The following is a 25,555-nucleotide window of genomic DNA, read 5'->3' as shown; positions in this document are numbered from 1 at the left end:
CAGGAGGAATCGGATGGCATTCAAACCGGTTTACGTCGTCGACGGCGCCCGCACGCCTTTCCTGAAGGCGCGCACCGGCCCGGGCCCCTTCTCCGCCGGCGATCTCGCCGTGCAGGCGGGACGCGCCCTGCTGCTGCGCCAGCCCTATGCGCCCACCGACCTGGACGAGGTCATCGTGGGTTGCGCCGCGCCTTCGCCCGACGAAGTGAACATCGGCCGCGTGATCGCGCTGCGCCTGGGCTGCGGCAACAAGGTGCCAGGCTGGACCGTCATGCGTAATTGCGCCTCGGGCATGCAAGCGCTGGATTCGGCGGTGGCCAACATCCAGTCCGGCCGTTCGGAGCTGGTGCTGGCCGGCGGCACGGATGCGCTGTCGCGCGCGCCGGTGCTGTATTCGGACGAGATGGTACGTTGGCTGGCCAGCTGGTATGCCGCGCGCGGCGCGGGCGCCAAGCTCGCGGCGCTGGGCCGTTTCCGTCTGCGCAATCTTGCGCCCGTCATCGGTCTGCTCAAGGGTCTGACCGACCCGGTGGTCGGCCTGTCCATGGGGCAGACTGCCGAGAACGTCGCGACCCGCTTCGGCATCGACCGCGCCGCGATGGACGCCTACGCGGCGCAGAGCCATGCTCGCGCGCGGGCGGCCCGCGCGGCCGGCGCCCTTGGCGAGATCTCGCCGCTGATCGACACGCAGGGCAAGCTGTATCCCGATGACGACGGCGTGCGCGACGACTCCACTCCCGAGAAGCTCGCCAAGCTCAAACCCGTCTTCGACAAGCCCTGGGGCAACATCACCGCGGGCAACAGCTCGCAAGTCACCGACGGCGCCGCCATGCTGGTCCTCGCTTCAGAGGAAGCGGTGCGCAAATGGAACCTGCGGCCGCTGGGCCGCATCCTCGACAGCCAATGGGCCGGCCTCGATCCCGCGCAGATGGGCCTGGGGCCGGTGCATGCGGCCACGCCCATCCTGCAGCGCCACGGGCTGGGCCTCAATGACCTGGACTTGTGGGAAATCAACGAGGCCTTCGCCGCCCAGGTGTTAGGCTGCCTGGCGGCCTGGCGCGACGATGCCTATTGCCAGGAACACTTCGGCACGCCGGCCTGGGGCGACCTCGACCCGGCCCGGCTCAACGTCGATGGCGGCGCGATCGCCATCGGGCATCCCGTGGGCGCTTCCGGCGCCCGCATCGTGCTGCACCTGCTGGCGGCCCTCAAGCGCCGCGGCGCCAGGCGCGGCATGGCGGCCATCTGCATCGGCGGCGGCCAAGGCGGCGCGATGCTGGTCGAAACCCTGGACGAGGACCGCTCATGACGACTATCGACACGCTTGCGCACTGGCGCCTGGAGCGCGATGCCGACGGCCTGGCGTGGCTGACCTTCGACCGCGCCGGCAGCGCGGTCAATGCCTTGTCCGCCGACACCATGAACGAACTTGCGGTGGTGCTGGACGCGCTGGACGCGGCCCCGCCCGCGGGCCTGGTGATCCGGTCTGGCAAATCCACGGGCTTTGTCGTGGGCGCTGACGTCAATGAATTCGCCAGCCTGGACACGCCCGAGCAGGCACGCGCGCTGGTGGCGCGCGGATGGGACCTGTTCAACCGACTGGCCGCGGTCCGCTATCCCACGCTGGCCCTGATCCAGGGCCACTGCCTGGGCGGCGGCCTCGAACTCGCGCTGGCCTGCCGCTACCGCCTGGTGGCGGACCAGCCGGGCACGTCGCTCGCCTTGCCCGAAGTCATGCTCGGCATCTTTCCCGGCTGGGGCGGCATGCTGCGCCTGCCGCGGCTGATCGGCGCACCGGCCGCGCTGGACATGATGCTGACCGGCCGAGGCGCCGACGCGCGCCGCGCTGCGGCGCTGGGCCTGGCGGACGCGCGCGTGCCGCCCCGCCTGCTGCTGGCCGCCGCGCGCCAGACCGTGCTGTCGCGCAAGGCGCCACGCCGCGCGCGTGGCTTCGGCGCCTGGGCCAACCGCTGGCCGCTCAAGGCCATCGTCGCCAACCGCGCCCGCAAGCAGATCGCGGCCAAGGATCCCCTGGGCCACTATCCGGCCGCGCCCGCCATCGTCGAGATCTGGGAAAAGCACGGCGGCAACGCCTTGCAGGCGCCTGCGCTGATCGAGCGCATCATTTCCTCCGACACCGCCCGCAACCTGCTGCGGGTGTTCCGCCTGCAGGAACGGCTGAAGGCCAACGGCAAGCAGGCCGGCATTGCGCCCGCGCGCCACGTGCACGTGGTCGGTGCCGGCGTGATGGGCGGCGACATCGCGGCCTGGTGCGCGCTCAAGGGCATGACGGTCACCTTGCAGGACCAGGACATGGCGCGCATCGCGCCCGCCATCAAGCGCGCCGCCCAGCTGTTCTCGCGCCGCCTGAAGGATCCGCGACTCGCGCGCGCGGCGTTCGACCGCCTGGTGCCGGATCCCGCAGGCGGCGGCGTGCCGCTGGCCGACATCGTCATCGAAGCCATCAGCGAACAGCCCGAAGCCAAGCGCGCGCTCTACCGCGCGCTGGAGCCGCGCATGAAGGCCGATGCGCTGCTCGCCACCAACACCTCCAGCCTGTCGCTGGAGACCTTGCGCGCGGATCTGGCGCAGCCCCAACGGCTGGTTGGCATCCACTTCTTCAATCCCGTGGCCAAGATGCCGCTGGTGGAGGTCGTGCACGCCGACGGCGACTCGGACGAGGCGCAAGCCCGCGCCTGCGCCTTCGTCGGCCAGATCGACAAGCTGGCGCTGCCGGTCAAGAGCGCGCCGGGCTTCCTGGTCAACGCCGTGCTGGCGCCCTACATGCTGCAGGCCATGCGCAGCGTGGACGAGGGCCTGGCGCCCGAAGCCGTGGACGCGGCCATGGTCGCATTCGGCATGCCGATGGGGCCGCTGGAGCTGGCCGATACCGTGGGGTTGGATATTGCCCGTGCGGCGGGCGCGGAACTTGCTGGCGGCGCCGAGCCGCCGCGCTGCCTGGCCGAGCGCCTGGCGCGCGGCGACCTGGGCAAGAAAAGCGGCCGCGGCTTCTACGCCTGGCGCGACGGCAAACCGGTCAAGGGCGCCAGCCAGTCCGGCGCGCCCGCCGGATTGGCGCAGCGCCTGATACAACCGCTGATCGACGCCACCCGCCAGCGCGTGGATGCGGGCATCGTCGCCGACGCCGACCTGGCCGACGCGGGCGTGATTTTCGGAACGGGGTTCGCGCCATTCACGGGCGGTCCCTTGCATTACCAAAGCAGCAACGCGGTGCGGAGTATAAGACCGGCTGAGGCCGATTAGGACCTGTACAACCTAAACCGGAACGACAAGACCGGCAGTGCCATAGAGACATCATCCATCACGAGGAGGCAGTACCATGAGCAGACGTTCATTGTCCCTGAGCACCTTGTCGGCCCTCGTGGTCGGCCTGGGCGCATCCACGGCAACGCACTCGGCCGGCTTTCAGCTCCTGGAGCAGAACGCCAGCGGCCTGGGCAACGCCTATGCAGGCTCTGCGGCGAATCCGGAGAACGCCAGCATCATCTATTACAACCCGGCCGGCATGACCTACCTGCCCGGCTTCAATGTGTCCGGCGGCGTCAACCTGATCAAGCCGTCATTCAAGTTTTCAGACAACGGCGACAGCCGCAACCCCAGCATTCCCGGCCTGCCGGGCACCGGACTGGGCGGATCGCGCCCGACCGGCGGCAACGGCGGCGACGCGGGCAACCTCGGCGTGGTGCCCAATATGTACGCCTCCTGGCAGTTGAACGAGCAATGGTTCATCGGCCTGGGCGTGGGCGCCCCGTTCGGGCTCATGACCGAGTACGACGACGGCTGGGTGGGCCAGTACCACTCCAACAAGTTCGAGATCAAGACGATCAACGTCAACCCCTCGATCGCCTACAAGGTCAACGAAAAGTTCTCCATGGGCTTCGGCGTGAACTGGCAGCACATCGACGCCAACTACAAAAAGAAGACCGTACTGCCGGTTCCCGGCATGCCGCTGGGCACGACCGGCGATGCCGACCTGAATCTCAAGGGCGATGCCTGGGGCTGGAACGTGGGCTTCATGCTGCAACCCACCGAAGACACCCGCATCGGCCTGTCCTACCGCTCGAAGATCAAGCACACCGCGAAGGGCGACACCGACATCACCAGCATCTATCCGCGCGGCAACTCGGTGTCGTTCGACGCCAAGGCCACCGTGTCCCTGCCCGACACCCTGATCCTGAGCGCGGCGCACCAGCTGAACGAACGCTGGGAACTGCTGGGCGACGTCTCGTGGACCGGCTGGAGCAGCATTCCGAATCTGAAGATCCGCAACTCGGGGCCGGGTGCGCGCGACGACGACCTGCCGCTGAACTTCCGCGACAGCTGGCGCGTCGCGCTGGGCGCCAACTACAAGTTCGCGCCCAACTGGAAGTGGAAGGTCGGCGTCGCCTTCGACCAATCGCCCGTGTACAAGGAAGCCGACCGTCCGACCTCGCTGCCGGACAACGACCGCTACTGGCTTTCGACCGGTATTCAGTGGCAGGCCACCAAGGACACCACGCTGGACGTGGGCTATACCTATCTCTACCTGCGCAAGACGGACATCGACACCACGTCCGGCAACCAGCTGACCAAGGGCCGCGTGGCGGGCACCTATGACAGCAATGCCCACATCCTGGGCATACAGCTGTCGTCCCGCTTCTAACCCGCCCCGGATGGCGGTCCGGCCCGGTCCGGCCCGCCATTCGTTTTTTTCAGGAGACTGCCTTGAGCAAGTTCGTCGTCAAACACGTCGCCGTCCTGGGGGCCGGCGTCATGGGTGCGCAGATCGCCGCCCATCTGGCCAATGCCGGCGTGCCCGTCACGCTGTTCGACCTGGCCGCCCCCGAAGGCGACCGCAACGGCACGGTCAAGAAAGCGATCGCCGGCTTGAAGAAGCTGGAGCCCGCGCCCCTGGCCGGCGCGGCGCGCCTGGCGTACATCACGCCCGCCAACTACGACGACGACCTCGAACGCCTGCGCGGCTGCGACCTGGTCATCGAGGCCATCGCCGAGCGCATGGACTGGAAGACCGCGCTGTACGAGCGCATCGCGCCGCACGTGGCCCCGGGCGCCATCATCGCCTCCAATACATCGGGCCTGTCGATCGACGCGCTGGCCAACGCCCTGCCCGCGGGCCTGCGCGACCGCTTCTGCGGCATCCACTTCTTCAATCCGCCCCGCTACATGCGGCTGGTGGAAATCATCGCCACTTCGCACACCCAGCCCGCCGTGCTGGATCAGCTCGAAACCTGGCTGACCTCGACCCTGGGCAAGGGCGTGATCCGCGCGCTGGACACACCCAACTTCGTTGCCAACCGCATCGGCGTGTTCTCGATCCTGGCAGCCATGCACCACACGGCCCGCCTGGGCCTGGCGTTCGATGAGGTCGACGCCCTGACCGGCCCGAAGATCGGCCGCCCCAAGAGCGCCACCTACCGCACGGCCGACGTGGTCGGCCTGGACACGCTGGCCCACGTGGTCGGCACCATGGAAAAGAATCTGCCGGACGACCCCTGGCACCGCTATTTCAAGCTGCCCGAGTGGCTCTCCGCGCTGATCGCCAAGGGCGCATTGGGGCAAAAGACCGGCGCCGGCGTCTACCGCAAGCAGGGCCGCGAAATCCAGGTGCTGGACCTGAAGGCGCAGGACTATGTGCCCAGCGCCGGCAAGCTGGCCGACGAAGTCGCCGCCCTGCTCAAGGAACGCGACCCGGGCAAGCGCTTCGCCGCGCTGCGCGCGAGCAGCCATCCCCAGGCCCAGTTCCTCTGGAGCCTGTTCCGCGACATCTTCCACTACAGCGCCGTGCAACTCGAACACGTGGCCGACAATGCGCGCGACCTGGACCTGGCCATGCGCTGGGGCTTCGGCTGGGCCCAAGGTCCGTTCGAAACCTGGCAGGCCGCCGGCTGGCAGGCCATCGCCGCCGCGGTGGCCGAGGACATCGCCGCCGGCCAGGCCATGAGCGACGCGCCGCTGCCGGCCTGGGCGCTGGAACCCGGCCGCAATGGCGTGCATGCGCCCGAAGGCTCCTACTCCGCGCGTACCGGCCAGCTGAGCCCGCGTTCGACGCTGCCGGTGTACCGCCGCCAGTTGTTCCCCGAGCGTGTGTACGGCGAAGGCGCCAGCGAGCGCGGCGTCACGATCTGGGAAAACGAAGGCGTGCGCCTGTGGAACCTGCCGCAGGTCGACGCCGGCGTGGCCATCCTCTCGGTCACCTCCAAGAACCACACCCTGGGCGCGGAAGTGCTCGACGGCATCCTGCAGGCGGTGGCGCGCGCCGAACGCGAATACGACGGGCTGGTCATCTGGCATGACGCGCCCTTCGCCGTGGGCGCCAACCTGCAGCAGGTCTCCGAGGCCTGCGCCGCCGGGCTATGGGACATGCTGGAGGCCACGGTTGAAAAGTTCCAGCGCGCCTCGCAGTCGTTCAAGTACGCGCAGATTCCCACCGTGGCGGCCGTGCAGGGCATGGCGTTGGGCGGCGGCTGCGAATTCCTGATGCACGCCTCGCACCGGGTGCTGGCGCTGGAAAGCTATATCGGGCTGGTCGAGGCCGGCGTCGGGCTGATTCCGGCCGGCGGCGGCAGCAAGGAATTCGCCGGCCGCGCCGCGGCGCTGGCCGCCAAGACAGCCACGCCGGGCGAGGTCTTCCCCTATCTGCAACCGGTATTCCAGACCATCGCCACGGCGCAGGTCGCCAAGAGCGCGCTGGAAGCCATCGCCACGGGCTTCGCCCGCGAGCATGACATCGTCGTGTTCCATCCGGACGAGCTGCTGTACGTCGCCATCGGCCAGGCCCGCGCCGCGGCCGAGGCCGGCTACACGCCGCCGCCCCGCTTGCGCGACATTCCGGTCGCGGGCCGCAATGGCATCGCCAACTTTGAAATGGTGCTGGTCAACATGCGCGAAGGCGGCATGACCAGCGCGCACGACTACCGCGTGGCGCGCAGCGCCGCCGTGGCCCTGTGCGGCGGCGAGGTCGACACCGGCGCCAAGGTGGACGAGGAATGGCTGCTGGCCGTGGAGCGCAAGGAATTCGTGGCGCTGCTGCGCACGCCTGAAACCCAGGCCCGCATCCGCCACACTCTCGACACCGGCAAGCCCCTGAGGAACTGACATGAGCAAGCAGATTCAAGACGCCTACATCGTCGCCGCCACGCGCCTGCCGGTGGGCAAGCGCAACGGCGCCTACATCACCACCCGTCCCGACGACATGCTGGCCGCCGCGCTCAATGGCGCGCTGGCGCAGGTCCCGGGCCTGGATGCCGCGCGCATCGATGACGTCATTGCCGGCTGCGCCATGCCGGAAGCCGAACAAGGCATGAACGTGGCCCGCATCGGCCTGTTGCTCGCCGGCCTGCCGCAAAGCGTGGCCGGCGTCACCGTGAACCGCTTCTGCGCATCAGGCCTGCAGGCGGTGGCCGATGCCGCGGCGCGCATCCGCACCGGCGAGGCCGACATCATGATCGGCGCAGGCACCGAATCCATGAGCGCCATGCCGCAGATCATGGGCAACAAGGTGTCGATGAACCCCGCCATCTTCGAACACCAGGAAAACATCGGCATGGCCTTCGGCATGGGCCTGACCGGCGAGAAGGTCGCCGAACGCTGGAAGGTCTCGCGCGAGGACCAGGACGCCTTCGCCCTGGCCTCGCACCAGAAGGCCTGCGCGGCCATCACCGCCGGCCACTTCCGCGCCGAGATCACGCCTTATGAAACGGTGTCGCGCCAGCCCGGCGACGCCAGCGGCACGGTGCGCGTCGCGCGCCGCCTGGTCGAGACGGACGAAGGTCCCCGCCCGGACAGCAGCGCCGAGGCGCTGGCCCGCTTGAAGCCGGTGTTCGCCGCGCGCGGCAGCGTCACCGCCGGCAACAGCTCGCAGATGTCCGACGGCGCCGCCGCCGTGATCCTGGTGTCCGACCGCATCCTGCGCGAATTCAATCTGAGCCCGCTGGCGCGCTTTGCCGGCTTCGCCGTGGCCGGCGTACCGCCCGAAGTCATGGGCATCGGCCCGGTCGCCGCGATCCCCAAGGTGCTGCAACGCGCCGGCATCGGCCAGGACGCGCTGGACTGGATCGAACTGAACGAGGCCTTCGCCGCCCAATCGCTGGCGGTGATCCGCGAGCTGAAGCTGGATCCGGCCAAGGTGAATCCGCTGGGCGGGGCAATCGCGCTAGGCCACCCGTTGGGCGCCACGGGCGCGATCCGAACGGCCACCCTGACCCACGGCCTGCGTCGCACCGGCGGCAAGTACGGCCTGGTGACCATGTGCATCGGCACCGGCATGGGCGCGGCCGGCCTGTTCGAGGCGATGTAGGCGGAGCGGCGCGGAACATGAAGCCCTATTGGTTCAAGAACCTGTCGCCGACCTGGCGGGCGCGCCTGATGCGGGTGGGCTTCAACCTGCATCCCGCGTTCCGCGCCACCGGCGGCAAAGTGGTGCATGTATCCGCGGATTTCCATCACATCCGCATCAAGCTGCCGCTGCTGCGGCGCACCCGCAATATCGTCGGCTCGATGTACGGCGGCTCGCTGTTCGCGGTGACCGACGGCGCCCACCCCACGATGCTGATGTCCGCGCTGGGCGCAGACCACATCGTGTGGGACAAGGCGGCCACCATACGCTTCCGCAAGCCGGCGTACGCCACGCTGTATGTGGACTTCCGGCTCCCGCCCGACGAAATCGCGGAAATCCGCGCAATCCTCGCGCGCGACCATGAAACCACCCGGACCTATACGGTGGAACTCAAGGACCGAGACGGCGTGGTCTACGCCGTCGTGGAACGCACGATCTATATCGCAGACAAGAAGTTCTACAAGCAGAAGAACACTGGAGGAGAATCATGCGTCGCATCCCCGGAGGGCGAATCGCCGCCCTGAGCCTCATGCTTGCCGCCTGCCTGGCCGGCGCCCCCGCACAGGCCGCCGACGTCGAAGTCGCCGGCCTGCGCGTTCCGGACAGCCTGTCGGAAGGCGGCCGCGCGCTGGTGCTGAACGGCGCCGGCGTACGCACCAAGTTCGTCGTCAAGGTCTACGTGGCGGCGCTGTACGCCACCGCGAAAAGCGGTGATGCGGCTGCGCTGGTCAACAGCGACGAGCCGCGCCGCATGCGCCTCTTGCTGCTGCGCGACGTCGACAGCAAAAGCCTGGACGAAGCCCTGCAGGACGGATTGCGCGACAATACATCAGCGCAAGAGCTGGCCGAGCTGAAGGCGCCGGCCGCCCGCCTGTCCGCCCTGATGGCGGAAATCGGCGCAGTGCGCGAAGGCGACGTGGTCGACCTGGATTTCGACGCCCGCGGCGTCGCGGTCACCGATAACGGCAAGCCGCAAGGCCGCATCGACAGCCCCGCGTTCGCGCGCGCCCTGCTGAGGGTCTGGCTGGGCGACAAGCCCGCGCAAGCCTCCCTGAAAAAAGCCCTGCTGGGCGGCTAGGGCCCAAAGGCTCTCTTGCTGTACAGGCCACACACGGAAATCCGGCATATGGAACGAATCTGGCAGAAAAGCTACCCCGCGGGCGTGCCTGCGGACATCGAAATGGACGGCGTGACGACGCTGGTGTCGGTCGTGCGCGAAAGTTGCCGGCGCTACGCCGACAAGACCTCGTACATCAGCATGGGCAAGTCCCTCAGCTACGCCGAGCTCGACCGGCTGACGCGCGACTTCGCGGCCTGGCTGCACGCCAACGGCCTGGGCCGCGGCGACCGTGTCGCGCTCATGATGCCCAACCTGCTGCAATACCCCGTATGCCTGTTCGGCGCATTGCGCGCCGGCTGCGTGGTGGTCAACTGCAACCCGCTCTATACCCCGCATGAGCTGCAGCACCAATTGGCCGATTCGGGCGCCCGCGTCATCGTGGTCGCAGACAACTTTGCCGCTACCGTGCAGAAGGCCCTGGACGGCACCGCGATAGAACGCGTGGTGGTGACGTCCATCGGCGAGCTGCTGGGACCGCTCAAGGGACGCCTGGTGGACTTCGTGGTCCGCCGCGTCAAGCGCATGGTGCCCGCGTGGTCGCTGCCCGGCGCCATCCGGCTGGGCGATGCGCTGCGCGCCGGCGCCGCCGCGCCCTTCACGGAAGTGGAACTGGACCAGCGCGACCTGGCCTGCCTGCAATACACCGGCGGCACCACCGGCGTGGCCAAGGCGGCCATGCTCACCCACGGCAATCTGGTGGCCAATCTGAGCCAGGCCTATGCCTGGGTCCGGCCGCTGGTGACCGAAGGCGAGGAGTGCATCGTGACCGCCTTGCCGCTGTATCACATCTTCGCGCTGACCGCGAACTGCCTGACCTTCATGAAGATGGGCGCCAGCAACTTGCTCATCATCAACCCGCGCGACATTCCCGGGCTGGTCAAGGAAATGCGCAAGGTGCCGTTCTCGGCCTTCACGGGCGTGAACACGCTGTTCAACGCCCTGCTCAACAACCCGGATTTCGCACGCCTGGATTTCTCGCGGCTGCGCCTGACGATGGGCGGCGGCATGGCGGTGCAGCGCTCGGTGGCCGACCGCTGGCGCGCCGTCACCGGCCGCTCGTTGGCGCAGGCCTATGGCCTGACCGAGACCTCGCCCGCGGTCACGATCAATCCGCTGGACGTGCAGGAGTTCACCGGTTCCATCGGCCTGCCCGTGCCATCCACCGACATTTCCATCCGCGACGATGCGGGCCAAGAACTGGGCGTGGGCGAGACCGGCGAAATCTGCGTGCGCGGTCCCCAGGTCACACAGGGCTACTGGCAACGGCCCGACGAAACCGCGCTGGTCCTGTATGCCGACGGGTTCCTGCGTACCGGCGACGTGGGTTACGTGGACGAAAAGGGCTATGTGTTCCTGGTGGACCGCAAGAAGGACATGATCCTGGTGTCCGGCTTCAACGTCTATCCCAACGAGGTCGAGGACGTGGCCGCGCTGCATCCCGGCGTGCGCGAAGTGGCGGCGGTGGGCGTGCCCGACGAGCGCTCAGGCGAGGCCGTGAAGCTGTATGTGATCCGCAAGGATCCGGCGTTGGACGCCGAGACCCTGATCGCGCATTGCCGCAAGCAGCTGACGGGCTACAAGGTGCCCCGCTACATCGAGTTCCGCGATGACCTGCCCCGCACCAACGTCGGCAAGATCCTGCGCCGCGAACTGAAACCGGCGGCGCAGGAAGCCGTACAGGCGCAAGTCCGGCAGCCGGGTTAGGCCTGGACAGCCACCGGCTCGCGCCGAACGCGGGCCGGCGGCGGGGGCCAGCCCGGCCTACCACTGCCCGAAAAACACTCCGGCCCGCTTGTGGGCGTTGGTCGCCTTTTCCACGGCCTCGTCGCTGATGGTGGTACGGCGCTTGCCGCGCAGCATCCATTCCAGCAGCCGCTGGCGCAGCTCCAGGCGCGTTTGCGCATGCGCGCTGCTCGCTCCCAGGTCCTGGAACTCGTCCGGATCGGCATGCAGGTCGAAAAGTTGTTCACGCTCGTCCAGCCAGTACACGTAGCGCCAGCGGTCCGTGCGCACCGACCAGGCGCGGGCGTTCTGCGGCGTCTTGCCGCACAACAGGCGGGCCTGGCGGAAGCTGTAGTCCAGCTCCGAATACACGCAATCGCGCCAAGGAGTCGCGCCATCGCGGCCGTGCAGCAAGGTCTGCAATTCGCGGCCTTCCAGCCGATGGCCGGGTCCGGGCTTGCCCAGCGCGCGCAGCACCGTGGGCACCAGGTCCACGCTTTCCACCATGTCGTCCAACGCGCGGCCGCGCGTGGCGTCGGCCGCAGCCGAGGGGTCCATGACAATGAAGGGCACGCGCTGCACGGTGTCGTAGAACAACTCCTTTTCGCCCAGCCAATGGTCGCCGAGAAAATCGCCATGGTCCGCGGTGAACACGATGAGCGTGTTCTTCATCAGGCCCGCGCCTTCCATGTAGTCGAACAGCCGGCCCAGATGGTCGTCCAGCTGCCGGATCAGGCCCTGGTAGGCGGGACGCACCACGCGCACGCATTCGTCGGTCGAAAAGCTGACGCTCTCTTCCTGCTGCCGGTAGGCCGCGACCACCGGATGCGCGTTCTCCAGTTCTTCATGGTTGCGCCGCACTGGCAGGCATTGGTCCGGGGTGTAGCGCTTGTGGTAGGGATCCGGCGCCATGTAGGGCCAATGCGGTTTCACGTAGCTCAGGTGCAGCACCCAGGGCTGGCTTCCGCGCCGTTTCATGAAGTCCAGCGCCTGGTCCGTCATGTAGGCGGTCTCGGAATGCGGCTCGGCCACGCGCGCCGGCAGGTGCGCATTGCGCATGTTCCACCCGCTGACCACCTGTCCCGCGGCGTCGACCGCGGCGATCACGTAGTCGGTCCAGGGGTCCGCGCTGTCGTAGCCGTGGCGCCGCAGAAAGGCGGGATAGCCGCTTTCGTCGCCCGGCGTGTGGTGGCCGTCGTAGCGGTCCAGTTCGGTGAAGCCGCCGCGGCCAAGCAGCGCGCCCAGCTCCGAGGAACCATCGATCGACAGCCGCTCCATGCCGGCCTTGTCGGGGATGATGTGAGTCTTGCCGGCCAGAGCCAGTTCGCGGCCCTGCCCCGCCAGGTATTCGCCCAGCGTGATCTCGTTGACCGACAACGGCACGCGGTTCCAGGTGGCGCCGTGGCGCGAGGGATAGCGGCCGGTGTAGTAGCTCATGCGCGAAGGCCCGCACACGCCCGAGTTCACGAAGGCGCGGTCAAAGCGCACCCCGCGCGCGGCCAGCGCATCCAGGCTGGGCGTCTGCAGATAAGGATGGCCATAACAGCTCAGGTGGTCGGCCCGCAGCTGGTCGGCCATGATGAACAGCACGTTCTGCACATCGCTCATCGTCGTCCTCCTATTGCGTGGCCGTGAAGCCGGATGCACGCACCACGGGCTCCCACTGCTCGCGGTACGCAGTCAAGGCGTCGGCTGTGCCGCGCGCATCCAGCGATACCGGCTCCAGGTAGGCTGCGCGCACGGCCTCCTGCATGGCGGGCTCGCGCAACACCGCCGCGATGTCCGCGCCCAGCCTGTCGGCCTTGGCCTGCGGCATCGCTGCCGGTGCGAAGAAGGCGTTCCAGCCGTTTGCCGCAAGGTTCACCCCGCTTTCCTTGAAGGTGGGCACGTCCTTGAGTTCGGCATCGCGCGCCTCGCCGGACACGGCGAGGATGCGGATCTTGCCGGCGCGGTGCTGCGGCAGCAAGGTGTCCAGCGTGTCTATGCCCTGCGGCAGGATGCCGCCTATCAATTCGGAAATCAGCGGCGCCGATCCGCGGTATCCGACCACTTCCGGCTCCTGGCCCAGTTCACGTCCCAGCATCAGCGCAAAGAAGTGCGGCAGGCTGCCGGTGGCCGGCACGCCGACGGCGAACTGCTTGGGGTTCGCCTTCAGCCACTGCCGCAGGCCAGCCAGGTCCTGGATCGGCGAATTCGCCGCCACCGCCATCGCAAATTTATAGCTGCTGACCAGCGACACGGGCTTGAAGTCGCGCTGCGCGTCGTAGCCCGGTTGGGCATAGACCAGCGGCGCCACCACCATCACGGCCGGGTTCGCGAGCATCAGCACGTTCTGGCCGGCCGGCGCCGTGTGCAGCGCCTGCGCCGCGATGCGGCCGCCCGCCCCCGTCTTGTTCTCGACCACCACGGGCACGCCTACCCGATCCTTGAGCCGGTCCGCGACCAGCCGCGCAATGCGGTCCGAACTGCCGCCTGGCGGATAACCCACCACCACCGTCAGCGTCCCGTCCAGCGGGGCCTGCTGCGCGCCGGCCAACGGTGCGGCCCCCGCAAGTATTGCCGCCGCGGCAGCGCCCGATATCCATTTACGCATGGTCAACTCCTGGAGACAGCGGCCCGCTGTCGATTATGGTTGTCACTGCCTGGCCGATACTCAAATAGGAAAATTGACTTTAGCAACGCCCGTATTTGTTGATCTAATCCAGGACTTCCCATAACGATATGCAGCGCGAACTGCAACACCACCAGGAGGAGATGCCATGCCGACCGATTCCGCGTCCGGCCAGCGCCAGCTTTCGGACATGCTGATGTACCGGCTATACCAGGCATGGTCGCAATCGAATCCCGTATTCCTGCGCCTGTGCGAAGGACGCTTCGGCATCACGCGGCGCGAATGGCGGGTGCTGGCCTGTGCCGTCGAGGGCGGCATCATGAGTTCGGCTGAACTGGCGGCCGCTGCAAAACTGGATCTGGCGCGCACCTCGCGCACCCTGGGCGCGCTATGCGAAAAAGGCTGGCTGCGCCGCCTGCACGACAGCGCCGACCGCCGCGTGGTGCGTGTGGAAGCCACGGCCGAAGGCAGCACCCTGTACGACGCCTTGCTGCCCGAAGTCTCGCACCTGAACGACCTGCTGGTGCAGGACCTGAGCGCCGACGAGGTCGCCTTGCTGCGCGACCTTCTGGGCCGCATCGAACAGCGCGGCCGTCGCATGGCCGAGGGCAATATCGTCTCGGAAAAAGCCAGCCGGCGCGACGGCGGCACCCGCCGGCCGCGCCACGCCTGAGCCGTTCTGTCGCGCCTCGCCAACAGGCGAGCGGCTCCCTCGCGCCTTTCCTAGACCTCGCCAAGCTACTGATAGGACGGCGTTTTTCGTCGTCCACCTTACCGCCCGGCAAGCTTTGCACGGCTTTTTTACATCTGCGGACCGCGGATTTTCTGACATCCTTGATCTATTAAATTAATAATAGTTATCGTTGTCATTTGCATCCAAAATCGGCCGAACTCAGGCCGAAGGGGAAATCCATTGAAACGCCACCCTGATCCCGCCGCCCGGCGCGCGCGGCCGCTGGTCCTGTTGCCTGCTGCCGCCGCGCTTGCCGCCTGCATGGGCGCCGCAGCGCAGGCCCAGCCCGCCGCATCCGGCGAACCCGCCACCATCCTGCCCGCCGTGCAGGTCACCGGCACCGGCGAAACCGCGACCAGTCCGGTAGAAGGCTACGTCGCCACGCGCAGCGCCACCGCGACCAAGACCGACACGCCCTTGTCCGAAACGCCGCAGGCCATCACCGTGATCCCGCGTGAACAGATCGTGGACCAGGGCGCGCAGAACATCCAGGACACCATGAACTACGCGGCCGGCGTGCGCCCCAACGCGTATGGCGTGGACAACCGCGCCGACTACGTGCGCGTCCGGGGCGTGGAGCCGGTGCAGTACCTGGACGGCCTGCGCCAGTACTTCAGTTTCAACAACCCGCGCACCGAGGTCTATGCGATGGAGCGCGTGGAAGTGCTGCGCGGCCCCGCCTCCATGCTGTACGGACAGGGCAGCACGGGCGGCATCGTCAACTTGGTCAGCAAACGCCCGCAGGAGGAAACGCAGCGCGAAATCGGCGTGGTGCTGGGCAATCACAACCGCCGCGAAATCCAGGCCGACCTCACGGGCTCGGCCAGCGAGGACGGCCAGTGGCTATACCGCGTGATCGCCGTGGGACGCGACAGCGATACCCAGGTCCAATACGCGCCGGACGACCGCCTGATGCTGGCGCCGTCCCTGACCTGGCGCCCCAGCGCAGCCACCTCGCTGACATTGCAGGCCACCTGGCAGAAGGATCGCGCCGGCACCACGCAATCCTTCCTGCCGTGGAGCGGCTCGGTGCAGGAAAATCCCAACGGCCGCATCCCGACCCGTCGCTTCGCCAGCGAACCGGGCTTCGACGCCTACGACACGGAGCAGTTCAGCGTCGGCTGGCTGTTCGAGCATCAGTTCAACGACACCTGGAAGGTGCGGCAGAACTTCCGCAATACGGTCAGCAGCGTCGACTACAAGACGCTCTATCCCAACGTCTACGGCGCGCGCCGCGGCGATTCCTACATCGATCCGGAACAGACCACCGTCGACCGCATTTTCTATGTCAACAAGCCGCGCATGCGCACGTTGCTGGCGGACCAGAACGTGGAAGGCAAGCTGAACTGGGGCCGCACGGAACACACGGTGATCTTCGGCATGGATTATTCGCGCTACCGCGAGACCAGCCAGACGGCCAGCGGCGCGGGCTCGCCGCTGAATCTGTACCACCCCGTGTACGGCAACGTGCCCGAGTACGAACTGTCGGACAACCCCAAGATCAATCAGCAGCAGATCGGCTTCTACGCGCAGGACCAGATCAAATTCGACAAGAACTGGATTTTCCTGGCCGGCATCCGCCGCGACCGCGCCGACAGCACCACCGAAGGCCAGGACCGGGAAACCGACATGGCCACCACCAAGCGTTTCGGCCTCATGTATGCCGCTGACAACGGCTGGTCGCCCTACCTCAGCTACAGCGAATCGTTCACGCCCATCGCCGGCGCCGACTTCTACAACCAGCGCTGGAAGCCCATGCGCGGCAAACAGGTGGAGGCTGGCATCAAGTACATGCCGAAGGACGCCGACATCGAATTCACCGCGGCCGCCTATGACCTGCGCGAGAAGAATCGCCAGACCAACGACCCGGACAATCCCAACAACCAGATCCAGGCCGGCAAGACCCGTACCCGCGGCGTGGAGCTGGAACTGCGCGGCCGCGTCACCAAGGAACTGGACGTGATCGCCAACTATATCTACACCGACCTGGACCCGCAGCTTGAGGCCCAGCCCAAGCACATCGCCTCCATGTGGGGCAAGTACCGCTTCGCGCTGGCCGGCCAGCCCGGGTTCGCGGTGGGCGCGGGCGTGCGCTACCTGTCGGCGTTCCGCGACGGTGGCGCCCCGGAAACCCCGGCGGTCACGCTGTTCGACGCCATGCTCAGCTACGACAATGGCCCCTGGCGCTATGCGCTGAACGTGAACAACATCGCGGACCGCACTTATGAGGTGGTCTGCCTGGATCGCGGCGACTGCTTCTACGGCGCGCGCCGCACCGTCATGCTGAGCGGCGCCTACCGCTTCTAAAATCGGAACTGCCTCCGGGCCTGGGAACCTGTACGTACATGCTGTACGTACAGGTGTACACTACGGTTTTTCATCCCTGTTCAACCGTCTGACAGACGCGCGCTCGAACGTCTGCAACCCAGAAAAACCGTCCTGGAGACTCCGATAGTGTCGACCGAAACTTCCCGCTCGCCCTTTTTTGGCACGATGCAGAAAATCCCCGGTGGATTGATGCTGGTGCCGCTGATCCTGGGTTCCCTGATCGGCACCTTCGCTCCCGACGCACTGGCGATCGGCGGGTTCACCACGGCACTGTTCAAGAACAGCGCCCTGCCCCTGATCGCGCTGCTGATCTTCGCCACCGGCACCCAGGTCAATGCGCGCACCGGCGGCCCCATCCTGGCCACCGCCGGCACCATCCTGCTGATGAAGACGCTGGTGCCCGCCACCCTCATCATCATCCTGGGCAGCTACGTCGGCCTGGACGGCGTGCTGGGCGTCTCCATCCTGGCGCTGCTGGCCGCCTTCGACAACAGCAACGGCGGCTTGTGGCTGGCCTATACCGGCCAGTACGGAGATGCCCGCGACCGCGGCGCCTATGTGGCCAGCGCGGTCAACGACGGCCCCTTCTTCAGCCTGCTGTTCCTGGGCGCCTCGGGCCTGGCCGACATCCCCATGATCGCCCTGGTGGCGGCGCTGGTGCCGTTCCTGCTGGGCGTGGTGGTCGGCAACCTGGACCCCAAGTGGCGCGACGTGCTCAAGCCCGTGCCCAACATCGTCATCCCGTTCTTCGCCTTCGCGCTGGGCACCGGCATCAACCTGGGCGCCGTGGTTTCCGGCGGCGTCAGCGGCCTGATCCTGGGCCTGATCATCAGCCCCATCACCGGCGGCCTGGTCTACCTGGGCTATCGCTACATCCTGCGCCGCGGCGGCAAGAGCGGCCTGGGCTTCGCAGCCGGCACCACCGCCGGCAACGCCATCGCGACCCCGGCCGTGGTGGCGGCCGCAGACCCCAACTTCCAGCAGTACGTGTCGACCGCCACCGCGCAGGTCGCCGCCTGCGTGCTGATCAGTTCGATCCTGGCGCCGATGCTGGCCTCGTACTTCCTCAAGCGCGCCGGCGAACTCAAATCCGAGGACGCCGACCCCACGGTCGCGCCCGCCCTGCGTGAAGCGCGCGGAGAGGCGCTTTGAATCCCGCCATCGCCATCGTCGCCGATGACCTGACCGGGTCCGGCGACACGGCGGTGCAGTTCGTGCGCGCCGGCTGGAACACCCATCTGTCCATCGGCGGCGCCGACGAGGCGCTGTCCGGTCCAGGCGCCGCCGGCGTGGAAGTGCTGGCGGTCACGACCAACAGCCGCCCCCTGTCGACCGCCGACGCGGCCGAAGTCGTCTGGCAAAACGTGCGCCGCCTGCGCGCGGCTGGCGTCACACGCCTGTACAAGAAGGTGGATTCCACCTTGCGTGGCGCCTTCAAGGCCGAGATCGATGCGGCGCGCGAGGCCTGGGGCCCGGACACCATTGCGGTGATCTGCCCGGCTTTCCCGGCCACCGGCCGCACCGTCGAACAAGGCGTGCTCTACGTCAATGGCAAGCCGGTCACCGAGACCTCGGCGGCCACCGATCCGGTCACCCCCGTGACCGAAAGCCATATCCCCACCCTGCTGGGCTGCGCCCATGTAGCGGCGCAGGCAGGCGACACGCCGCAAACGCTGGCGGCGCGCATCCGCGCGGCCGGCAACACCGTGGTGGTTGACGCCGCCACCGAAGCCGACCTGGAACGCCTGGCGCGCGCCATCGGCTTGCTGGGCGTGCACGCCCTGCCCGTGGGCGCGGGCGGCCTTGCCGTACCGCTGGCCCGCGTTTGGGCCGGCGCAAACCAGACCGCGCCGGTCGTGGTGGTGGTGACCTCGCAGCACAGCGCGGCACGCGCGCAAGCCGCGGCTCTGCAAGCCTCGGGCGCCGACACCTGGACGCCCTCGCTGGCCCAATTGGCCGACGACGCAGCATGGCAGGCCTGGAGCCAGCCGCGGCTGCAGGCGCATGCCCAGTCGCCCGCGCAAGCCGGCACGGTGCTGCTGCTGGCGCCCGAAGGCCAGTTGGACGGCCTGGATTCCGAGACCGTCGCCGAACGCCTGGGCGGCCTGGCCGCGCAATTGATCGCCAGCGCGAACGCGGCCGGCGTGGTCGCCACCGGCGGCGACGGCGCGCGCAGCGTGCTGGTGGCGCTGGGCGCCCGCGGCATCGCGCTGGTGGATGAAGTGATGGGCGGCGTGCCTTTGGGCACGCTGACCGGAGGCACGGCCGCCGGCCTGCCCGTGGTGACCAAGGCCGGCGGCTTTGGCACCGAAGATGTACTGGTTCGCGCGGTGCGCGCGATCCGCGACAGGAGATTCAAGCGATGACACAACCCCAACCGGGCAAACTGCCCCTGCTGGCCGTAACCCTGGGCGACGTGGCGGGCATCGGGCCGGAAATCACGGCCAAGATGCTGATGGGCCATGACGAACTGCGCCAGAAGGCCCGCCTGCTTGTGGTCGGCGACGTCGACGTGATGGCCAACGCCGTGCGCGGCCTGGGCGGCGACCCCGCCATCGTGCGCAAGCTGGACCGCGCGGCCGACTGCGCCAACACGCCCGGCACGATCGAAGTGCTGCAGGCCGGCCCGTCGCTGGCCCATGTAAAGCTGGGCGAGATCAGCGCGGACGCGGGCGACGGCTCGGTGCGCTTTGTCACCACGGCCTGCGCCCTGGCGCGCGCCGGCGAGGTCGACGGCATCGTCACCGCCCCGCTGAACAAGGCGGCCATGCACGCCGCCGGCCACAAGTGGCCCGGCCACACCGAACTGCTGGCGCACGAGTTCGGCGTCAAGACCTTCTCGCTGGTGCTGTCGGCCGGCGACCTCTACATTTTCCACGCCACCACTCACGTGTCGCTGCGCCAGGCCATCGAAGACCTGACCCCTGCGCGCATGCGCGCAGTGCTGCGCCTGGCCGGCTCGTTCGCCAAGGCGCTGGGCCGCGGCGACCAGCCGGTGGCAGTCTCAGGCCTGAATCCGCATGCCGGCGAAAACGGCATCTTCGGCACCGAAGACGCCGACATCCTGGCGCCCGCGGTGGCCGAAGCCAATGCCGCCGGCATCCTGGCCGCAGGCCCGATTCCGGCCGACGCGCTGTTCCCGCAAGCCGTGCGCGGCAAGTGGAAGTTCGTGATCGCCTGTTACCACGACCAGGGCCACGCGCCCTTCAAGGCGGTCTACGGCGACGACGGCGTCAACATCACGGTGGGCCTGCCCGTCGTGCGCGTGTCCGTCGACCACGGCACCGCCTTCGACATTGCCGGCCGTGGCATCGCCCGCGAGGACAGCCTGATCCTGGCCGCCGAGCGCGCCGCGCATCTGGCCCCGGGCTGGACGCATGTGTGGGAAACTGCGCGGGCACAAACCGGAGGTTGATTCCCATGGCGCCCGCCACGCACGACGCATTGCCCGTACTTGATCGCTCCGGCGATATCCCGCTGCACGCCCAGGTGGCGACCCTGCTGCGCGGATACATCCGCACGAACAAGCTCGCGGCCGGCGCCGTGCTGCCCAGCGAGGCGGCGCTGTGCGAACGCTTCGGCGTGGCGCGCAGCGTGGTGCGCCAGGCGCTGGCGGCCCTGGCCACCGAAGGCCTGATCCAGCGCGAAACCGGGCGTCCCGCCAGCGTGGCCGCGCCCCAGGAACACCGCCGGCTGGTACAGCGCTCCACCGGCCTGTACGAGCAGTTCGCGCAGTCCGGCGTGGCCCTGCAGACCCGCGTGCTCGCGTTCGCGCGCGCCGAGCCGCCCGCGGACGTAGCCGCCTTCTTCGGCACCACGCAATTGCTGATGCTGGAGCGTCTGCGCCATGTGGCCGACGCGCCGCTGGCCTACGTGCGCACCTGGCTGCCCGCCGACGCGGTACCGGGCCTGCGCGCCGAAGATCTCGCCGACGCGTCCCTGCATGGCGTGCTGACGCGCCGCTTCGGCCTGCGTCCAGGCGCCGGGCGCAATCAGATCCGGGCGGTTGCCGCCGACCAGACGCTGGCCGCACTGCTGGGCACGCAAGCCGGCACGCCGTTGCTGATGCTGCAAGGCCAGGGCATGGACCAGCATGGCCGCCCCCTGGAATGGTTCACCACCTGGCACCGCGCCGAACAACTGGTGTTCGACGTGGACGTCAGCATGGGTCATGAAAGCGTGCAGCCCCGGCTGCAGACGCCCGACACGCCCGCGGAGCCCGCGCCCGAGGGCCACGATCCGCTGGCGCGCGCCCAGGCCCTGGTGGCCGAGCTTTCCGCCGAACTGGCCAGGCTGCGCGCGCAGCCCTGAGGCGCGCAGCCCGCGCCGGCCGCTCTTGCTGCGGCCAAGACCCGGCCGCGCCGCAGTCCCCTGCGACCTGCGGACGCTGCGACCCCTAGCCCAGCAGGTTGTCCCTCACGTGCAGCAGATGCCGCCGCACGGCCTCCATGGCCCGTTCTGCGTCCCGGTCATGCAGCGCATCGACGATCTCGCGATGCTCGACCTGATAGGCCTGGCGCCGCTCGGGCGTCAGGCTCCTGCGCTTCAAGGCGCCCCAGGTCGCCTGCGAGCGCGCCGCCGTCATCAGGGCGAACACTTTTTCGATGAAGAGATTGTGCGTGGCCGTGGCCATCAATTCGTGCAATTTGGCGTCCCAGATCTCGAACGCTTCGAAGCTGTCGGCGGCCTCGGCCCGCGCGCAGGCGTCCTGCATGGCGGCGAAATCGGCCGGGCTGCCATGCTGCACTACCAAGGCCGCAATCGCCGGTTCCAGCACCAAGCGCGCCGCCATCAGTTCGGCCGGGCTGGTGGACAGCACTTCGGTGCGCAGCAGCCCTTCGGCCTGCGCCAGGACCGAGGGCGGATTGGCGTAGGTGCCGCTACCCACGCGCTGCGAAATCAAGCCTTCGACCTTCAAGTCGGCCAGGGTGCGGCGCACCGTTGAACGGCTGATGCCGAATTGTTCGCTCAGGGCGCGTTCCGTGGGCAGGCGATGGCCGGCGGGCCAGGCGCCGGATTGCAGATTTTCAATGATGACCGCGCGCAAGGCGGAAGCTTTGTCCATGGACCGTCCCAGAATGGCTAGCGGCCAGATGATACCAAAACAGACCAATACTCGCCTAAAAAACTATTAATCCTGTTAGGAAAATTGGTTTATTTGGTATATCCTTCTCCGCAATTGGGCCTGATTATTCACTCAATTGGTACTTTTTGGTATTAAGCACGGGCGGCCGGACCGCCCAGGGAGCAAGCATGAAGATTGCAGTATTCCGGATCAACGGTGAACGCCGCATCGGCGTGGTTTCCGACGACGGCGGCAGCGTGACCGCCCTGGACTTCCCGCGCGAACTCGCAGCGGCCGGCGCGCTGACCGCCGTGGAGTGGCTGGCCGAAGGCCGCGCCCTGCCGGGCAAGATCGGCTCGTCCTACGGTTGGGACCAGGTGGAACATGAAGCGCCGCTGCCGGCGCAGCGGCGCAACCTGTTCTGCGTAGGCCGCAACTACCACGCCCACGCCAAGGAACTGCGCGACTCGGTCTTCAAGGACAACGACGCCAATCCCGAATCCTGGCCCATCGTGTTCACCAAGGTGCCGCAGACCGTGGTCGGCCCCTGGGCCGACGTGCAACTGCCCGTGGGCGTGTCCGACAAGATCGACTACGAAGCCGAACTGGCGGTGGTCATCGGCAAGGGCGGTCGCAACATTTCCCGCGCCGAGGCCATGAGCCACGTGATCGGCTACACGGTGGTCAACGACGTCACCGCGCGCGACGTGCAGATGCGCCACCAGCAATGGGATCTGGGCAAGTCCTTCGACACCTTCTGCCCCATGGGCCCCTGGCTGGTGACGGCCGATGAGCTGGACGGCCAGAAGACCCGCGTGCGCTGCTGGGTCAACGGCGAACTGCGCCAGGACGGCAATACCGAGGACCTGATCTTCGACATCCCCACGCTGATCGAAACCTGCTCGCGCGGCATCACGCTGTATCCGGGCGACGTCATCGCCACCGGCACGCCGGCCGGCGTGGGCCAGGGCCTGAACCCGCCTCGGTTCCTCAAGCACGGCGACGTGGTGCGCGTGGAAATCGACGGCATCGGACATATCGAAAACCGCTTCGTCTGAGTACAAGCCCCGGAATGAACACGGGGCGGCTCGGCAGCAGGAAGCACAAGGAGTGAGACATGAATCTGCGTTGCTACCGGGCGGCCGCGGCCGCCTTGCTATGGCTGGGAGCCGCGAATGCGCTGGCTGCCGGCTACCCTGAACGCCCCGTGACCATGGTGGTGCCCTTCCCGCCCGGCGGCGTCGCCGACACGATCGCGCGGCCGCTGGCCCAGGCCATGGGCGACAAGCTGGGCCAGGCCGTGGTCATCGAAAACAAGGGCGGCGCGGGCGGCGCCATCGGCATCGGCCAGGCCGGGCGCGCCAAGCCCGACGGCTATACGCTGCTGATGAGCCTGTCGTCGATTTCCATCCTGCCCGCAGCCGACCGCCTGCTGGAACGCAAGCCGGCCTATCAGCTGGACCAGTTCGTGCCGATTGCGCGCATCACCGCCGATCCCACCGTGCTGGTGGTGCGCGCGGACGCGCCGTACAAGACGCTGCAGGAATTCGTCGACGCGGCGAAGAAGCAGTCCGGCAAGTTCAGCTACGGCTCTTCCGGCATCTACGGCACCATGCACGTGCCGATGGAAATGCTGCAGAACGCGGCCGGCATCAAGATGATGCATGTGCCCTTCACCGGCGCCGGCCCCGCAGTGCAGGCGCTGGTAGGCGGCCAGGTCGATGCCCTGGCCACCGGGCCGTCCAGCGTCATGCAGCTGATCCAGGCGGGGCGCGTCAAGGCGCTGGCGCATTGGGGCGACGGCAAGCTCGACAGCCTGCCGGACGTACCGTCCTTCAAATCGCAGGGCTACGACATCAGCTTCGTGCAGTGGTCAGGCGTATTCGCCCTGGCCGGCACGCCGCCGGCCGTCGTCGACAAGCTGCGCCAAGCCGTCAAGGACGTCGCCAGCAATCCCGAAGTCCAGGCGCGCATCGCCGGCACTGGGAGCCCCGTGCAGTACCTGGACGCGCCCGCGTTCGACGCATACTGGAAGCAGGACACGGCCTCGCTGGAGACAGCGGTCAACCGGATCGGCAAGGTCGAATAGCGTAACGGGACGCCCGAGGCGTCCCTACGCTTCATGGACGCAGGCTGGCGGGCGCGAGCTGCCGCGCCAGCGCCTTGCGGTCGACCTTGCCCACCGCGTTCTCGGGCAGGCGCTCGATCCACAACACCTCGCGCGGCACGTAGATGCGGCCCAGGCGCGCCAGCACCTCCGCCTGTATGCCGGGCGCATCCGGCGCGGCCTCGCCCGCGCGCTGCACGAAGATCACGGGCACTTCGCCCAGGTCCTCGTCGGGCGCGCCCACCACGCAGCAGGCGGCCACGCCCGGCAGGCCCGTCACTACCCCCTCGATCAGCGCCGGCGATATGTTCTCGCCGCCGCGGATGATCACGTCCTTGATGCGGCCGGTGATGCTCAGGTAGCCCTGCTCGTCGAAACGCCCCAAGTCTCCAGTGCGCAACAGCTGCGGCGCGCCCGCGTCGGCGCTGTCCACGCCCACATAGCCCAGCATCAGGCTGTCGCCCGCGATGCAGATCTCGCCTTCGCCGCCCGGCGCGGCCTCGCTGCCATCCGGCAGGCGCAAGGTCACGCTCTGGCCGGCCAGCACCGTGCCCACCGACCCCACGCGGCGCGCGGCGGGCGGGTTCATGGTCGAGGTGCAGGTGGCCTCCGAGAGGCCGTAGGACACCACCAGCGGGCAGCCCAGGAAGGCTTCGATGCGCCGGTGCAGCGCTTCGGTGATGGGCGCCGAACCGCAGCGCGCGAAGCGCAACGCGGCCAGGCTTGCGGGGTCGAACTCCAGTTCCAGCATGCGCGCATACATGGTGGGCACGCCGGTGATGAGGGTGGGCCGGAACGCGCGCAGCAAGCCCGGCATGTCTTCGGCCCGGAAGCGCCCCGCCAGCGCCACGCTGGCGCCCGCCAGCAACGGCGCGAAGATCTGGTTGTTGAGCGCGTTGGTGTGATGCAGCGGCATCACGTGCAGGAGCCGGTCTGCCGGCGTCAAGCCCGTGTGCGCCAGCACCCCGCGCGCGTTGTTCGCCAGCCCGCGGTGGCTCAACAGCACGCCCTTGGGATTGCCGGTGCTGCCGGAAGTGAAAAGCAGCAGGCCCGCGTCGCCGGGCTCGGCCTCGCCGCTGCCCGTCCAATCCAGCGGGCCTTGCGCCACGGCGGCGGCGTCCAGCAGGTGTTGCGGCGCCAGGCCGCTGGCCCGGGCCGTGGCCGCGTTGGCCGCGTCGTGCAGCATCCAGCCCAGACCCACCGCCGCCACGCGCCTGGCGGTCTCGGCGTCCGACAGGCGCGGCTCCAGGGGACACGGGCAGGCGCCCGCCGCCATCACGCCCAGGATCGCCAGCACCTGCGCCTGCGACCGCTCCATCGCGATCGCCACCTGGCTGCCGCGCGCCACGCCGGCGGCGCGCAAGCCGCCCGCGATGCGCCCGACCTCGCGCTGCAGGCCCGCATACGTCAAGACGCCGTCCGCGGTCACGATGGCTGGCCGCCCGGCCCATTGCGGCTGGCTCCACAGGCGCGCGAACGCGGCCACCAGCGTGGCATCGGCGATCGTCATGGC

The 25,555-nt window shown here is 68.3% G+C and carries 20 protein-coding genes; 16 read left to right on the top strand and 4 right to left on the bottom strand.

The genetic code is table 11. The features are described from left to right. Nucleotides 1–13: 13 nt before the first annotated feature. The 8 genes from IB268_RS26020 to IB268_RS25985 all read left to right on the top strand — a co-directional run bounded on the left by IB268_RS26020 (nt 14) and on the right by IB268_RS25985 (nt 11,180). The gene (locus IB268_RS26020) at nt 14–1,309 is read left to right on the top strand and encodes an acetyl-CoA C-acetyltransferase (RefSeq protein ID WP_119450033.1); all 1,296 of its coding nucleotides are present in this window, start codon (nt 14–16) and stop codon (nt 1,307–1,309) included. Beyond that, nucleotides 1,306–3,264 carry a 3-hydroxyacyl-CoA dehydrogenase NAD-binding domain-containing protein gene (locus tag IB268_RS26015; protein WP_192355010.1) on the top strand — a complete coding sequence of 653 codons (1,959 nt, stop codon included), beginning with the start codon at nt 1,306–1,308 and terminating at the stop codon, nt 3,262–3,264. The genes IB268_RS26020 and IB268_RS26015 overlap by 4 nt, the downstream gene beginning before the upstream one ends. Before the next feature lie 76 nt (nt 3,265–3,340). After that, complete coding sequence (locus IB268_RS26010) at nt 3,341–4,663, top strand: OmpP1/FadL family transporter (RefSeq protein ID WP_054453102.1); 1,323 nt, start codon at nt 3,341–3,343, stop codon at nt 4,661–4,663. A 62-nt stretch (nt 4,664–4,725) separates the two neighbouring features. Continuing rightward, a complete protein-coding gene (locus IB268_RS26005; RefSeq protein ID WP_192355009.1) occupies nt 4,726–7,116 on the top strand; it encodes a 3-hydroxyacyl-CoA dehydrogenase/enoyl-CoA hydratase family protein in 2,391 nt (796 codons plus the stop codon). A 1-nt stretch (nt 7,117) separates the two neighbouring features. Beyond that, a complete protein-coding gene (locus tag IB268_RS26000; RefSeq protein WP_119450035.1) occupies nt 7,118–8,317 on the top strand; it encodes an acetyl-CoA C-acyltransferase in 1,200 nt (399 codons plus the stop codon). Between the two features lie 17 nt (nt 8,318–8,334). Next, nucleotides 8,335–8,880: a PaaI family thioesterase gene (locus IB268_RS25995; protein WP_054453108.1), complete on the top strand. Its 546-nt coding sequence runs from the start codon at nt 8,335–8,337 to the stop codon at nt 8,878–8,880. Continuing rightward, the gene (locus IB268_RS25990) at nt 8,844–9,434 is read left to right on the top strand and encodes a chalcone isomerase family protein (protein ID WP_175181881.1); all 591 of its coding nucleotides are present in this window, start codon (nt 8,844–8,846) and stop codon (nt 9,432–9,434) included. The genes IB268_RS25995 and IB268_RS25990 overlap by 37 nt, the downstream gene beginning before the upstream one ends. Before the next feature lie 48 nt (nt 9,435–9,482). Next, nucleotides 9,483–11,180 carry an AMP-binding protein gene (locus IB268_RS25985; RefSeq protein ID WP_119450037.1) on the top strand — a complete coding sequence of 566 codons (1,698 nt, stop codon included), beginning with the start codon at nt 9,483–9,485 and terminating at the stop codon, nt 11,178–11,180. Between the two features lie 57 nt (nt 11,181–11,237). Here the strand turns inward: IB268_RS25985 and IB268_RS25980 are convergent, their stop codons facing one another. Continuing rightward, nucleotides 11,238–12,806, bottom strand: a complete 1,569-nt coding sequence (locus IB268_RS25980) for a sulfatase-like hydrolase/transferase (protein ID WP_192330943.1) — start codon at nt 12,804–12,806, stop codon at nt 11,238–11,240. Between the two features lie 10 nt (nt 12,807–12,816). Next, entirely contained in the window at nt 12,817–13,791 is a 975-nt protein-coding gene (locus IB268_RS25975) for a Bug family tripartite tricarboxylate transporter substrate binding protein (RefSeq protein WP_054453116.1), read from the bottom strand. A gap of 166 nt (nt 13,792–13,957) precedes the next feature. Here IB268_RS25975 and IB268_RS25970 point away from each other — a divergent pair, with 166 nt between their 5' ends. From IB268_RS25970 to IB268_RS25945, 6 genes are all read left to right on the top strand, one after another. Then, the gene (locus IB268_RS25970; RefSeq protein ID WP_054453118.1) at nt 13,958–14,482 is read left to right on the top strand and encodes a MarR family winged helix-turn-helix transcriptional regulator; all 525 of its coding nucleotides are present in this window, start codon (nt 13,958–13,960) and stop codon (nt 14,480–14,482) included. 321 nt (nt 14,483–14,803) lie between these two features. Beyond that, entirely contained in the window at nt 14,804–16,849 is a 2,046-nt protein-coding gene (locus IB268_RS25965) for a TonB-dependent siderophore receptor (protein ID WP_225590530.1), read from the top strand. 147 nt (nt 16,850–16,996) lie between these two features. Next, nucleotides 16,997–18,022, top strand: a complete 1,026-nt coding sequence (locus IB268_RS25960; RefSeq protein ID WP_082400881.1) for a 2-keto-3-deoxygluconate permease — start codon at nt 16,997–16,999, stop codon at nt 18,020–18,022. Next, nucleotides 18,019–19,236: a D-threonate kinase gene (dtnK, locus tag IB268_RS25955; protein WP_192355008.1), complete on the top strand. Its 1,218-nt coding sequence runs from the start codon at nt 18,019–18,021 to the stop codon at nt 19,234–19,236. The genes IB268_RS25960 and dtnK overlap by 4 nt, the downstream gene beginning before the upstream one ends. Then, nucleotides 19,233–20,285: a 4-hydroxythreonine-4-phosphate dehydrogenase PdxA gene (pdxA, locus tag IB268_RS25950; protein ID WP_054453127.1), complete on the top strand. Its 1,053-nt coding sequence runs from the start codon at nt 19,233–19,235 to the stop codon at nt 20,283–20,285. Before dtnK ends, pdxA begins: the two co-directional genes overlap by 4 nt. A 5-nt stretch (nt 20,286–20,290) precedes the next feature. After that, the gene (locus IB268_RS25945; protein WP_054453130.1) at nt 20,291–21,181 is read left to right on the top strand and encodes a GntR family transcriptional regulator; all 891 of its coding nucleotides are present in this window, start codon (nt 20,291–20,293) and stop codon (nt 21,179–21,181) included. A gap of 85 nt (nt 21,182–21,266) precedes the next feature. Here the strand turns inward: IB268_RS25945 and IB268_RS25940 are convergent, their stop codons facing one another. After that, complete coding sequence (locus IB268_RS25940) at nt 21,267–21,935, bottom strand: FadR/GntR family transcriptional regulator (protein ID WP_054453132.1); 669 nt, start codon at nt 21,933–21,935, stop codon at nt 21,267–21,269. A 188-nt stretch (nt 21,936–22,123) separates the two neighbouring features. Between IB268_RS25940 and IB268_RS25935 the strand changes: the two genes are divergently transcribed. Both IB268_RS25935 and IB268_RS25930 read left to right on the top strand, forming a co-directional pair. Then, entirely contained in the window at nt 22,124–22,993 is an 870-nt protein-coding gene (locus tag IB268_RS25935; protein ID WP_054453133.1) for a fumarylacetoacetate hydrolase family protein, read from the top strand. 59 nt (nt 22,994–23,052) lie between these two features. Continuing rightward, nucleotides 23,053–24,024 carry a tripartite tricarboxylate transporter substrate binding protein gene (locus tag IB268_RS25930; protein WP_054453135.1) on the top strand — a complete coding sequence of 324 codons (972 nt, stop codon included), beginning with the start codon at nt 23,053–23,055 and terminating at the stop codon, nt 24,022–24,024. 31 nt (nt 24,025–24,055) lie between these two features. Here IB268_RS25930 and IB268_RS25925 read toward each other — a convergent pair whose 3' ends face one another. Beyond that, nucleotides 24,056–25,552, bottom strand: a complete 1,497-nt coding sequence (locus IB268_RS25925) for a class I adenylate-forming enzyme family protein (protein WP_119450043.1) — start codon at nt 25,550–25,552, stop codon at nt 24,056–24,058. Nucleotides 25,553–25,555: the final 3 nt, after the last annotated feature.

The organism is Achromobacter sp. ACM01, from assembly GCF_014851745.1.
Taxonomy (GTDB): Bacteria; Pseudomonadota; Gammaproteobacteria; order Burkholderiales; family Burkholderiaceae_B; genus Achromobacter; species Achromobacter aegrifaciens.
Note: the sequence above shows the minus strand (reverse complement) of the source record. Positions and strands in the feature narration are given on the sequence as shown.

Coding starts and splice junctions, on each gene's coding strand:
- IB268_RS26020 (WP_119450033.1), top strand. CDS start 14: ATGGCATTCAAACCGGTTTACGTCGTCGACGGCGCCCGCACGCCTTTC.
- IB268_RS26015 (WP_192355010.1), top strand. CDS start 1,306: ATGACGACTATCGACACGCTTGCGCACTGGCGCCTGGAGCGCGATGCC.
- IB268_RS26010 (WP_054453102.1), top strand. CDS start 3,341: ATGAGCAGACGTTCATTGTCCCTGAGCACCTTGTCGGCCCTCGTGGTC.
- IB268_RS26000 (WP_119450035.1), top strand. CDS start 7,118: ATGAGCAAGCAGATTCAAGACGCCTACATCGTCGCCGCCACGCGCCTG.
- IB268_RS25995 (WP_054453108.1), top strand. CDS start 8,335: ATGAAGCCCTATTGGTTCAAGAACCTGTCGCCGACCTGGCGGGCGCGC.
- IB268_RS25990 (WP_175181881.1), top strand. CDS start 8,844: ATGCGTCGCATCCCCGGAGGGCGAATCGCCGCCCTGAGCCTCATGCTT.
- IB268_RS25985 (WP_119450037.1), top strand. CDS start 9,483: ATGGAACGAATCTGGCAGAAAAGCTACCCCGCGGGCGTGCCTGCGGAC.
- IB268_RS25980 (WP_192330943.1), bottom strand. CDS start 12,806: ATGAGCGATGTGCAGAACGTGCTGTTCATCATGGCCGACCAGCTGCGG.
- IB268_RS25975 (WP_054453116.1), bottom strand. CDS start 13,791: ATGCGTAAATGGATATCGGGCGCTGCCGCGGCGGCAATACTTGCGGGG.
- IB268_RS25970 (WP_054453118.1), top strand. CDS start 13,958: ATGCCGACCGATTCCGCGTCCGGCCAGCGCCAGCTTTCGGACATGCTG.
- IB268_RS25965 (WP_225590530.1), top strand. CDS start 14,804: ATGGGCGCCGCAGCGCAGGCCCAGCCCGCCGCATCCGGCGAACCCGCC.
- pdxA (WP_054453127.1), top strand. CDS start 19,233: ATGACACAACCCCAACCGGGCAAACTGCCCCTGCTGGCCGTAACCCTG.
- IB268_RS25945 (WP_054453130.1), top strand. CDS start 20,291: ATGGCGCCCGCCACGCACGACGCATTGCCCGTACTTGATCGCTCCGGC.
- IB268_RS25940 (WP_054453132.1), bottom strand. CDS start 21,935: ATGGACAAAGCTTCCGCCTTGCGCGCGGTCATCATTGAAAATCTGCAA.
- IB268_RS25935 (WP_054453133.1), top strand. CDS start 22,124: ATGAAGATTGCAGTATTCCGGATCAACGGTGAACGCCGCATCGGCGTG.
- IB268_RS25930 (WP_054453135.1), top strand. CDS start 23,053: ATGAATCTGCGTTGCTACCGGGCGGCCGCGGCCGCCTTGCTATGGCTG.
- IB268_RS25925 (WP_119450043.1), bottom strand. CDS start 25,552: ATGACGATCGCCGATGCCACGCTGGTGGCCGCGTTCGCGCGCCTGTGG.